This window comes from Streptomyces sp. NPDC028368 (assembly GCF_055565615.1).
In genome coordinates this window covers 1-11,594 of record NZ_JBVHTY010000022.1, presented here as the reverse complement: position 1 = coordinate 11,594, position 11,594 = coordinate 1, and the positions used below count along the sequence as shown (strand labels likewise).

The window sequence follows — 11,594 nt, the reverse complement described above, 5'->3', positions numbered from 1 at the left end:
TCCTAGGCCGACAGGGCGCCGCTGCGCCGGTCGACGACGTACAGGGGGACCCCGAGCGGGGCCCGGCGGCGGGCGTTGCCGCGCACGTACCAGTGGTGCAGCCAGACCGTCGACGCCAAGGAGACAAAGGCCTGGTTCTCCTTCGTGCCGATCTCCTCGGGCGGGCTGTCGAAGACGCGGTCGGTGAACCGCTGCACGAAGCGAGCGTCGAGGACGCCGATCTCGTCGAGGGTGCCGGGGTCGGTCAGCAGCTCGCGGTAGTCCGGGCGGGAGCGGACGAACGCGGCGCTGTCCGGGGCGCGGTAGGGGAACTTCCCCTTCTTGACGATCCGTTCCGGCAGCACGTCGGCATAGGCGCGCTTGAGCAGGTACTTCTCGTCGTAGGGGTCGCCGAACCGCAGGTTGACCGATGCGGCGCGGCGGACCACGGCGGGGTCGAGGAAGGGACAGCGGTTCTCCACGCCGTGGGCCAGCGCCATGCGCTCGCCCTGGGTCGAGAGCAGGTAGCCGCTCAGGAGCGTGCGGAACTCCAGCCACTGGGCCTTCTGCACGGGGGTGAGCTGTGCGTAGCCGGGCTCGCCGGCCACGAGTTCCCCGAGGGCCGCGAAGGGGTCGCCCGCGTTCTTGAGCAGGCGTGCGGCGAAGCGGCCGTTCTGGAAGCGCATCTGGTGGGAGAAGAGGCCGGGCAGGGTCTCCTCGGTGAACTGCCGGTAGAGGCCGAGCATCCGGCGGTGGCCGTCCTCGCCGCTGAAGTGGCGCAGGTACGGGTAGAGCTTGCTCATACGGCGCAGGCGGGTGTCGTCGTCCAGCTCGTGCCAGGTCGAGAGCAGCAGCGTGTCCTTGAAGATGCCGTAGCCGAGGAAAGCCTCGTCGGCGCCCTCGCCGCTGAGCACCACCTTGATCCCTTCGCTCCGGACGTGGCCTGCCAGCAGGTACATGGGGACGAAGGCGGTGCGGAAGACGGGCACCTCGGCGTGCCGGACGGCGTCGGGGAAGGCGTCGACGACGTCCTCGTCGGTCACGCGCACGGTGGAGTGGCGCGTGCCCAGGTGTGCGGCCAGCTCGGCCTGTTCGGCCGATTCGTCGAACTCCGCGTCCTCGAACTCGATCGAGAACGTCCGCAGCGGGCGGCTCGTCCGCTGCGCGGCAAGGTGCGCGATGATCGAGGAGTCCAGGCCGCCGGATGCGTAGACGCCGACCTCGACATCGCTGCGCAGGCGCACGTCGACCGCGGCTTCGAGGTCCGCGCGGACAAGCTCGACGGCCTCCTGCTCGCTCTCCGGGGCAGGGCCTGCGGCCAGGTCGAGCGTGGCCCAGCGGCCGCGCCGGACCTCGTCGCCGCGCACGGACAGGTACTCGCCCATGGGGATCTGCTCGATCCCGCGGTATCCGCTCTGGCCGGGCAGCGGGGTCCAGGTGGCGAAGACCGATGCCAGCTGCGCCTCGTCAAAGGCGAACCTGAAGTCCGGGTAGGCCAGGAACGCTTTCATCTCGGAGGCGAACAGCCAGGCGCCGCGGTGGCGCGCCACGAACAGGGGCCGCTTGCCGAACCGGTCGCGCACCAGGTGCAGTTCGCCGGTGACGGTGTCGTAAAGGGCGAACGCGAAGGCGCCGTTGAAGCGGGGCAGGCAGTCGAGGCCCCAGGCGACCCAGGCGTTGAGCACGACCTCGGTGTCGGACTCGGTGCGGAAGGCTAAGCCGCGGGCGGTCAGCTGCTCGCGCAGCTCCCGGTAGTTGTACAGCTCGCCGTTGTAGCAGAGCCAGTAGCGGCCGTCGGCGCTGCCGACCGGCTGCGAGCCGGTGGACAGGTCGATGATGCTCAGCCGTACCGTGCCCATGGCCAGCCGGTCGTCGAGGAAGCAGCCCGCCTCGTCCGGGCCGCGGTGCTCGATCTGGGCGAGCATGCCGTGGATCAGGGTCTCGTATTCCTGCGGGGGCAGGGAGCTTCCGTAGAAGCCGGCGATGCCGCACATCGGGTCACCGGCTCCCGGCGGCCCGCGAGCGGGCGGTGTCGACGAACCCGACGATGCCGGACAGCGAGACCATGACGTTGCCGAGGATCTCGTCGCCGAGCGGCACACCGTACTCCTCCTCGATGTGCGCCATCAGCGAGATGTAGCCGAACGAGTCGAGGATGCCCGCCTTGAACAGGTCGGTGTCCTCGGTGATTTCCGAGTCGAACTCGAACATGAACCGCTCTTCCATGTGCTTCTTGAGTTCCTGCTTCATAGCTGTCAGTCACCCTCGGGACGATCGATTCGGTCGATTCGGGACGCGTGCCGGTGCCCGGCGCGCGTGAACTCTTCGCTGTTCCGGCGGGGCGTCAGGGGGCCGCGAGCCCGGCAGTGACGATCCGGCCCAGCGCGGGCCACTGGGCCCGGATGAAGAAGTGGTCACCGGGGAACCGGTGTGTGGTCAGGGGCCGGGTGCTCTCCCGTTGCCAGGCCTCCAGGTCGGCCCGGGTGAACCACTCGTCCTCACCGGCCATGGCGGTGACCGGCACGTCCAGCAGCGGGGCATCCTCGTGCCGGTAGGCGCCCAGCGCGGCGAAGTCAGCCCGCAGGATGGGCTCGTAAAACGCCATCAGGTCGGGGTGCTCCCATAGCTCCGCCGGGATTCCGCCGAGCTCTTTGAGGTGGTCCCAGAACGCGTCGGTCGGCAGCTCCCAGGTGTGACGCTCCCGGCTCGGGATCGCCGGTCCGCTCTCCCCGGAGACGAACAGATGGGCCGGTGCGGGCAGCCGCTCGGCGCGCAGCCGGCGGCAGAGCAGGAACGCCAGCCGGGCTCCGAGGCTGTGGCCGTAGAGCGCGTACGGGGCGTCGAGCCGGCCTTGCAGCTGACGGAGCAGGTCGTCGACGATCGCGGCGGGTTCCCGCAGCAGCGGCTCGGAGGCGCGCCGGCCGCGTCCGGGGCGTTCCAGCGTCACGACGTCGACGTCCGGGCAGTGTTCGGCGAGTCCTGCGTAGGCGCGCTCGTCGCCTCCGGCGTAGGCGATGCAGAACAGGCGTGGCCGCGGCTGCGGCGTCCGGCGGGCGGAGGACGCGTCGATCTGCCGGACCATACGGGTCAGGACTCCTCCCCCGCCCACCTCACGGCAGTGGTCAGCGGTCGTGCGCTCCAGCAGGTAGCGGACGCTGTCCAGCCACTGCACCGATCCGCAGATCTGCTCGCTCAGCGTCGCGGCGACGTCCTGGTCCGCGTACGGCCGCGCGGTGAGGTTGGCGATCACCGTGGCCCGCAAGGGTGCGAACCGGAAGCCCTTGAGAAACGCGGCGAACTCGTCGCGGGCGGAGGCCATGAACCGCGAGTGGAAGGCGGCCGAGACCTTCAGCCGGGCGACCCGGGTCCCGCGCGCGTCGAACGTCTTGTGCGCGCGCTCGATCTCGTCACGGGCCCCGGACAGCACGGTCTGGACGGGGGTGTTGATGTTGGCGACGTCGAGCTGCGACAGACCCTCCTCGGCGAGGAACGCCCGCACCTCACCCGCGTCCGGCCCCACGACGGCGAGCATGGCCCCGTCCGAGGCGCGGGCCATGAGCTCGCCCCGCTTGACGACGAGTTTCAGGCCGGTCTCGAAGTCGAAGGCCCCGGCAGCATGCAGGGCGTTGTACTCCCCGAGGCTGTGGCCCAGCAGGTATGCGCCTTCGGGTTCACCGCGCTCCAACGAGTCTTGGTAGGAGAGGGCGTTGACGACGTAGAGCGCGGGCTGGGTACAGCGCGTGTCGTCGAGCCGCCCGTCCGGGTCCTCCAGGCACAGCCGTGGGAGGTCGTAGCCGAGGATGTCGCCGGCCAGCGCGGTCAGTTCGGGGAACCGGTCGAAGAGGCCGGCCCCCATGCCGCGGGTCTGGGACCCCTGGCCGGGGAAGAGCACGGCGGGCGTTCCCGCTGCGGAAGCCCTCACGTCGAGCCCGCAGCGCAGTGTTCTCGGGTGATGGCAAGGCAGTCGTCCGGCGCGTTCATGGCCTCCCCGTTCAGCGGTGGTTTCCGATGACGGGCATCCTGCGGCACCCTCCTTGCCGCAACCTGGTCGGGACGCTGGCGGATTCTTGCCATCCTCTGCAGAGGTTTCCGCCAACCTGGCCGAAACCCCTGTAGAGACCTTGCCGTTCGCTTACGGACGGCCAAGATGATCTTGGAACGCCCCGTTGTCTATGCAAAGCTCCGGTTTGGAAGAGCACCGGCCGCACCGCGCCACCCGCCCGTAGCACGATCGCGCGTGCGAGAACGATTGGGACCGATATGCCTTCATCCCCCACACCGAACCCGGCCCCGACCACCCCGGCCCCCGCGGCCGGATCGCACGAGACCCCCTTCCTGCTGAACGTTCTGGGCTCCATGTCGGCGCGCCACGACGGCCACGACCTCCCCCTCGGCCCACCACGCCGCAGAGCCCTGCTCGCCCTGCTCCTCATACGCCTGGGACGCGTGGTGCCCACGGAACTGCTCGTCGAGGAGCTGTGGGGCGAGGAGCCCCCGCGTCAGGCCGTCGCCACGCTCCAGAGCCACGTATCCCACCTGCGCCGCGCACTGCAGCCGGCGTCCGGGCCGGACCGCCCCACCGTGCTGCGCCACCGCGCGCCCGGCTACGTCCTGGAACTCGCCCCCGAACTGATCGACAGCTGCCGCTTCGAGCACCTGGTCGCCGAAGGGCGACAGTTGCTGGAACGACGCGACCCGCTCGCCGCGCGGGACCGGTTCGCGGCGGCCCTGTCACTGTGGCGGGGCGCGCCCTACGCGGAGTTCGACGGCCACGCCCCGCTCAGCGACGAGAGTTCGCGGCTCGAACACGTCCGGCTCACCGCCGTGGAGTCCTGCGCGGAAGCCCGGCTCGCCCTCGGAGAGGCCCAGGAAGTCGCCGCGGGCCTCGACCGCGAGGCACGTCGCCACCCGGCGCGGGAACGCCTGGTCGGCCATCTGATGACGGCCCTGTCCCGGCTCGGGCGGCAAGCCGAGGCGCTCGAAGTGTACGAACGGACCCGCGTCCACCTGAACGAGGAGTTCGGCGTGGGCACGGCCGCCGAACTCCGGCGGGTCAGGACCGCGATCCTGCGCCAGGAGCCGGGGACGGGCGGGCCCGCCGCGGGACCGCGCCCCGGTCGCCCCGAACCTGCCGGGCCCGCGGTGGAGGCTCCGGTGATCGGGAGCGCGAAGGCCCACGACGGCGAAGGGGCGCGAACGGCCGAGGCGCGCCCGCCCGTCCGCGCGGCGCGGGAGCCTGGGCGGCCCGCAGCGGCCGAGCCGTCCGATGGGGTCGGCAGGGCAGGAGCGGCTCCGGGCGGGCCTTTCGCCGCAGCCGGCTGTAACGACGGTCTCCAGGACGACGCCATGCCCGTGGGACGGGGAGGGGCGGGGAGCGCTGCCGCAGGCGGGGCGGGAGCGCCGCGCGTCACCACCGGGCCGGGGCACACGTGCCGACCGGCGCCGACCGGCACGGACTCACGGTCGGCCACCGCGGATTCATGCCCGAGCGCGCGTCCCGCGCCGGACGACAAGGCCCCGGAGAACGGCACGAGCCTGGAGGCCGTACGGCCGATGCCCGGCGGGCCGGGCGCCCAGTCGCCGTTCACCGGCCGCAGCCAGGAGTTGCAGCGCCTGACGGCCGCGGCGGCGAGTGCGCTGGCCGGCCACGGGCACGTGGCGGGCGTCCTCGGACCCGCCGGCGTCGGCAAGACCCGTCTGCTCCTCGAACTCGTCCCCCGGCTGGAAGCCGCGTGCGCCGGCCAGGGTGACGCCGGCCAGGACGGTGCCGGCCTGGAGGTGATCTGGAGCCACTGCTTCCTGGGCGAGGGCGTACCGCCCTACTGGCTGTGGACCCAGATCCTCAGGCGGCTGTCCACGACCCGCCCGGACGCCTTCCGTGAGGCGGCGAAACCGTTCGGCGCCCTGCTCGCCCCGCTGATGCCCGAGCGCGCGGTCCGACCCGGTGGACCGGTCCCCGAATCCGACTGGGGCCAGGCCCGGTTCCTCACCCACGACGCGGTCTGCGAAGTCCTGCTCGCCCTCGCCGCCCAGCGCCCGCTCGTCCTGCTCATGGAGGACCTGCACTGGGCCGACAGCGCCTCCCTGGACCTCCTCAGGCTGCTGAGCACCCGCAGCCAGGGCCACCCGCTCGGCATCGTCCTGACCGCCCGCGAGTACGAAGTCGAGTCCGACGCGACGCTGCGCCGCATGCTCTCCGAGGTCCTGCGCGGCCCCAGGACCGAGACCCTGCGGCTCGGCGGCCTGTCCCGGCACGCCGTCGCCGCCCTCGTCGTCGCCCAGGCCGGACCCGGCGTCGACGCGGAGGTCGTCGAGGTGCTGCACCGGCGCAGCGAGGGCAACCCGTACTTCGTCATGCAGCTCCTCTCCCTCCTGGGTGACGCGCGTAGCCTGCGCCGGCCCGACGCGGTGGACGTGCTCCTGACCCGTGTCCCGACGGGCGTCCGCGAGGCGCTGCACCAGCGGTTCGCGGCGCTGCCCGAGACGGTGCTGCGCGTGTTGCGGCTGTGCGCCGTCATCGGCACCGAGGTCGACACCGATCTCCTGGATCGCACCGCCACCGAGGACGAACCGGTCGCCGCGGCACTGGAGTCGGCGATCCGCGCCGGGCTGCTCGGCGAGGACCCCCACCACCCGGAACGGCTCCACTTCACCCATGCCCTGGTCCAGGAGACGCTCATCGACGAGCTCACCCGCGAGGACCGGCAGCGGCTGCACGCGAGGGTCGCCGAGGGGATATCCGCCCGCAGGCTCGGGCAGGTGGAGGACGAGGAGATCGAGCAGGTCGCCCACCACGCCTGGCACGCCAAGAGCGCCCTGCCGGCTGCCGAAACGCTTCCCCTGCTGCTACGCGCCGCCGAGCAGGCCGAGCAGCAACTCGCCTACGAACAGGTGGAGACCTGGCTGCGCCGCGCGGTGCACCTGGTCGGCCTGCTGTCGCCCGGCGACCCCTCGGCCGCCTCCCTGGACCAGCGGCTGCACGTCCAGCTCGGCCAGGTGCTGGCCACCACCCGGGGCTACGGCCACGCCGAGGCCGAGACGGCACTCGCCCGCGGACGGGCCCTCAACACGGCCACCCACTCCTCCGAAGACCCGTCGGTGCTCTGGGCCCTGTGCGCGTCGTACCTCGTGACCGGCCGCTACGACGCCTCGCGCCGCTTCTCCGGCCTGCTCCGGGACCTCGCCGACCAGGACGGCCGGCCCGTGGCGGTGCTCGGCGCGGCCTACGGCGAGGGCATCGTCCTCCACATCCGCGGCCAGTTGCGGCAGGCGCTCGCCGAGCTGGAGCACGGCGTCGCCATGGCGGACGGCTACGCCCGCGAGGACCACTCCTTGGCCCGCACCTTCCAACACGACCCGCGCGTCTCCTGCCGCTCCTACGACACCTTCACCCACTGGCTCATGGGCGACCGGAAGACCGCCACGGCACGCCGCCGCGAACTGCTGCGCCTCACCGAGTACGACAGCAGGCCCTCCGACCGCTCCTTCGCCCTCTACGTGGACGCGGTCGTGGCGGCCTGGGAAGGCGACGCCCGCACGGCCCACTCCTCCGGCGCCGAGGGAGCCCGCCTGGCGGACGAACACGGGCTCCTTTACTGGAAGGCGATGCTGGGCACGCTGGAGGGCTGGGGCCTCGCCCACTCCGGACGGGAGGACGGCCTCACCCTGATGCACTCCTCCCTCGCCGAACTCCGCAATTCCAGAACGCACCTGCGCCGCCCCCTCCACCTGGGCCTCCTCGGCCAGGCCCAGCACCGGGCCGGACGGACGGAGGACGCGAAGACCACCTTCCACGCCCTCCTCGCAGCCGTCGGCCAGCGCGGCGAACACGTCTACCTCCACCCGGATCTCCCCGCCACCCGCCTCCTCCACGACCTCCTGGGCCGGGGGGCGGCGGAGGCGGTAGCGGCTGGGTGAGGGGCGGCGACCGTTCCGGTGCGCGTGCCGGGGAGCAGGACTGAGCCGGGAGGACGACGGGCCATACCAAGCTGTTTTCGTCCTAGGTTGCGTCGGATGCCTGGGTGAACTCCCGGATGAGTTGTGCGAGTTTTGTCGGCTGGTCCAGGGGGACGAGGGTGTAGCTGTCTGCTATCTCGACCAGCCGTCCGTGGGGGAGGAGTTCGGCGAGGCGTCGGCCGTGCTCGGGTGGCATCACGCGGTCTCCGCTTGCCCAGACCACGAGGGCGGGGTGCTTGAAGCCCGGCAGGCGTTCGGCCGCGGCAAGCAGGAGGTTGGTGTCTGCCGCTGCGGCTCGCAGTGTTCGTACGGCGTCGCGGCGGATGTCGGGCTGCTTCATGACCGGCTTCGTCCACCGGGCGGTGGCGGCGTCTCCGCGCAGGGTCAGCCACCCGAACGCGATCGGGAGGCGCCGGAGCGGCCGCAGCCTCATCTGCTGCATGAACAGCCCGAACATCCGGGGCGGGAGCTTGCCGGTGAGCACGAGCGTCTTGCCTGTCAGTCCTGGCGGGAAGTTGTCGAAGGCATCGCATGAGACGAGCACAGCCCGTCCCACACGTGCGGCGCCGTCGCACATGAGCAGTTGGACGAGTGCTCCGCCGGTGTCGTTGCCGACGAGGGTGACGTCGTGGAGATCGAGGCGGTCGAGAAACTCCGTGACCAGCCGTGCCACCCCAGGCAGCGCGAGGTCGGCGTCGGCGGACATCGCGCGACGGTGCGCGCCGAACGGCAGCGTCGGTGCCACGCACCGGTGGTCGGCGGACAGATCGGCGATCGGTCCGTCCCACAGCGAGGCGTCCATCATCAGCCCGTGCAGGAGCACAACCGTAGGGCCGTCGCCGCCGGTGTCCTCGTATTCGATTGTCCCGGCGGACAGTTCGATCTCCCTCATGTCGGTCTCCCTCATGTCCGTTGGTGCAGCGGGGAATCTTCTGGTGCGGTGGGGAGTCCGTGGCGCGGCGACGTCGGTGTCGCCTGGTGGGTGCCGTGCGACGTTCCCGTCGCATTGGCGATCAAGGCTCCGAACGCGAGCACGGCCGCTCCCGTCCGCACGCCGTGGGCGATCTGCCAGCGATCACGTACGGTCGCCCAGTCCGCGGGCGGCGCCTGCACATTCCAGTCGAGCTGGTCGGCGTTGATGGGCATGTTGATCACGAGCGTCAGGGCGAGGATCCCGACCAGGAGGGTAAGGGCCATCAGCATCAACCAGGGGGTGGGTCTTCCCGCCTTGAACGTGAAGGCGACGAGCAATGCCGTGGTGATCAGTGCCGGCAGGAGCGTGACAACCGCGAGCTTGTCCAGCGAATCGAGTTCGACCTGGCGGACCTGGGTGTACACGTGACGGTCGAAGCCCCGCAGGGACAGTTCGAGGACGAGCACGGCGACGAGGAAACCCGCGAAGGCGCCCGAGAAAAACAGGCTCGCCCACCGCACGACCTTGGCAACCGGACTGTTCGGCACGTTCGTTCCTCCCTGCTGTGGCCGGCTCATGAGCCGGCCGGGGCCACGAAGGCGGAGGCGTTGTCGGCTGCCCACGCGGCGAAGGTGAGTGCGGGGCGGCCCAGGAGCTGCTCCACTGTGTCTGTGGACGGGCCCGGCGTGTTCGCGTAGTCGGCCAGGGAGCCGAGGAGCCGGTCGGGGACGTCCTCGGCCAGGTCCTGGGCGAGCATGGCCTGGCGGACCTGTTCGGGGGCGAGCTCCTGGAAGGACAGGTCCCGGCCTATGGCTTCGCCGATGAGGCGGACCTTGTCCCGCTGGTCGAGTGACCGTGGGCCGGTGAGCAGGTAGGCGCGCCCAGCGTGCTCGGGGTCCACCAGTGCCCGTACGGCCACCTCTGCGATGTCGCGCTGGTGGATCGGCGAGGTCGCCGCGCCGCCGTAGGCGCCACGCACAACGCCGGTCGTGCGGATCTGCGGAGCCCAGGCCAGCGCATTGGAGGCGAAGTCGGCGCACCGCAGGAACGTCCACTGCAGGCCGGAGCCCCTGACGGCTTCCTCGACCGCCCTGAACTCGTCGGCGAACCGCCGGTGGCCGGCCGGGTGTTCCACGGTCGCGGCCGACAGCACCACCACCCGCCGCGCGCCCCGAGCCGCGGCCAGCGACAGCAGCTCAGCGGCGGCTCCACTAACAGCGCGCGGGCTGAGCAGGACCGCCTCGACGCCGTCCGGCAATGCTGTGAGGCTGTCCGGCCTGGACGGATCCCCGTTCACTACCTGCGCACCACCGGGCAGGGCGGCGGCTGGATCCCGGGTGACCGCCGCCACCTTCTCGCCCGTCTTCAGCAACAGGTTCACCGCTTCGCGTCCGACGCTCCCGGTCGCTCCGATCACTACGAACATGTCCATGCCCCCTTGCCGCGGCACCCGGTTGTTCGGATGCCGTAATATACGAGAACCGTAGCATATTGATTTGAGAGGCGTACATTATGGATTCCGTAACATCTGGGGATGCGGCCCGCCGTCGACGGCGGGCCACGGTCGAGGTCAAGCAGGGACTGCGCGAGCTGGGCGCCGAGCTGACTCTGCTCAACCGCCAGGTCGGCACCCGCCTCGGACTCAAAGACATCGACCTGGACTGCCTCGACCTCATCAACACCCACGGCCCGCTGAGCCCAACCGCCCTGGCACGACGAGCCGGGCTGCACGCCGCCACGACGACCGGGGTTCTCGACCGGCTCGAACGCGCCGGCTGGGTGACCCGCGACCGCGACCCGGCGGACCGCCGAGCCTTCCTGGTCCGAGCCCTGCGCGACCGCAACGCCGAACTGCTGGAGCTCTTCGCCGGGATGAACTCCTCGGTGGAGCGGATCTGCGCCGATTACGACGACGCCGAGCTCGAACGGCTCGCCGACTTCCTCCGCCGTACCGCCGACGCCGGGCGAAACGCGGCCGAGGGGCTGGCCGGCAACTGACGGCATCCACAGAGGCCGGGTCGCCTCACTGCGCTGTTCGACGGGGAGAGGGGGAAGCCGACGTCCGAGTGTCGGCAATGCGAGGTGGCCGAGCTCAGAAGGTCGAGGCCGAGATCACCCGGATGCCCAACCGATCGCGCAGCGCGCGATGTCCCAACGTGCCGGGCCCACGGAGACCGCCGCACCACTCGCCCTGCAGACCCGGGTCGCCGGGAAGGTCGGTTGGGCCCGGACAAGGTACTTGACCCGACGAAACGCCCCCTCTCGAGGAAAGGGGGCGTGGTCGTCCGGTGCGCCGCCTCCTCATCGCCGGCTCCTCTGCCTTCCCGGCTCCCCGCGACCCGGCTCGGCGCAGCGTTCAGTACTGCTCGGTCTCCACGAACCCGGCGTCCGCGTCACTGTCCGCGCCGAAGGCGTCGGCGGCGGCGGTGGGGTCGAATCCGGGCGGGCTGTCCTTGAGCGCCAGGCCCATGCCGGCCAGCTTCGCCTTGACCTCGTCGATCGACTTCGCACCGAAGTTGCGAATGTCCAGGAGGTCGGCCTCGGAGCGCGCCACGAGCTCACCCACGGAGTGGACGCCCTCACGCTTGAGGCAGTTGTACGAGCGGACCGTGAGCTCCAGCTCCTCGATCGGCAGTACCAGGTCGGCCGCGAGGGCGGCGTCCGTCGGGGACGGGCCCATGTCGATGCCCTCGGCGTCGATGTTGAGCTCACGCGCCAGACCGAACAGCTCGACCAGGGTCTTACC

General features: G+C 71.3%; 9 protein-coding genes. 2 read left to right on the top strand and 7 right to left on the bottom strand.

What is annotated here, in order from left to right:
• Window positions 1–2 precede the first annotated feature (2 nt).
• The 3 genes from asnB to fabD form a co-directional block, all read right to left on the bottom strand.
• Window positions 3–1,973: an asparagine synthase (glutamine-hydrolyzing) gene (gene asnB / locus ACZ4S3_RS35650; RefSeq protein ID WP_467942157.1), complete on the bottom strand. Its 1,971-nt coding sequence runs from the start codon at window positions 1,971–1,973 to the stop codon at window positions 3–5.
• A 4-nt stretch (window positions 1,974–1,977) separates the two neighbouring features.
• Complete coding sequence (locus tag ACZ4S3_RS35645; RefSeq protein ID WP_467942153.1) at window positions 1,978–2,229, bottom strand: acyl carrier protein; 252 nt, start codon at window positions 2,227–2,229, stop codon at window positions 1,978–1,980.
• 94 nt (window positions 2,230–2,323) lie between these two features.
• The gene (fabD, locus tag ACZ4S3_RS35640; RefSeq protein ID WP_467942148.1) at window positions 2,324–3,901 is read right to left on the bottom strand and encodes an ACP S-malonyltransferase; all 1,578 of its coding nucleotides are present in this window, start codon (window positions 3,899–3,901) and stop codon (window positions 2,324–2,326) included.
• A gap of 338 nt (window positions 3,902–4,239) precedes the next feature.
• On the opposite strand from fabD, the gene ACZ4S3_RS35635 reads away from it, so the two are divergent.
• Window positions 4,240–7,896: a BTAD domain-containing putative transcriptional regulator gene (locus ACZ4S3_RS35635; RefSeq protein WP_467942143.1), complete on the top strand. Its 3,657-nt coding sequence runs from the start codon at window positions 4,240–4,242 to the stop codon at window positions 7,894–7,896.
• A gap of 82 nt (window positions 7,897–7,978) precedes the next feature.
• Here ACZ4S3_RS35635 and ACZ4S3_RS35630 read toward each other — a convergent pair whose 3' ends face one another.
• Genes ACZ4S3_RS35630 through ACZ4S3_RS35620 form a run of 3 tightly spaced genes read right to left on the bottom strand, consistent with a single transcriptional unit; the run spans window position 7,979 to window position 10,280 of the window.
• Entirely contained in the window at window positions 7,979–8,827 is an 849-nt protein-coding gene (locus ACZ4S3_RS35630) for an alpha/beta fold hydrolase (protein ID WP_467942138.1), read from the bottom strand.
• An 11-nt stretch (window positions 8,828–8,838) separates the two neighbouring features.
• The gene (locus tag ACZ4S3_RS35625) at window positions 8,839–9,396 is read right to left on the bottom strand and encodes an anthrone oxygenase family protein (protein WP_467942134.1); all 558 of its coding nucleotides are present in this window, start codon (window positions 9,394–9,396) and stop codon (window positions 8,839–8,841) included.
• 26 nt (window positions 9,397–9,422) lie between these two features.
• Complete coding sequence (locus tag ACZ4S3_RS35620; RefSeq protein ID WP_467942130.1) at window positions 9,423–10,280, bottom strand: NAD(P)H-binding protein; 858 nt, start codon at window positions 10,278–10,280, stop codon at window positions 9,423–9,425.
• An 80-nt stretch (window positions 10,281–10,360) separates the two neighbouring features.
• Here ACZ4S3_RS35620 and ACZ4S3_RS35615 point away from each other — a divergent pair, with 80 nt between their 5' ends.
• Window positions 10,361–10,846: a MarR family transcriptional regulator gene (locus ACZ4S3_RS35615; protein WP_467942127.1), complete on the top strand. Its 486-nt coding sequence runs from the start codon at window positions 10,361–10,363 to the stop codon at window positions 10,844–10,846.
• 358 nt (window positions 10,847–11,204) lie between these two features.
• Here ACZ4S3_RS35615 and ACZ4S3_RS35610 read toward each other — a convergent pair.
• A partial coding sequence (locus ACZ4S3_RS35610; protein WP_467942123.1) for a DNA-directed RNA polymerase subunit alpha C-terminal domain-containing protein occupies window positions 11,205–11,594 on the bottom strand: 390 nt, incomplete at its 5' end.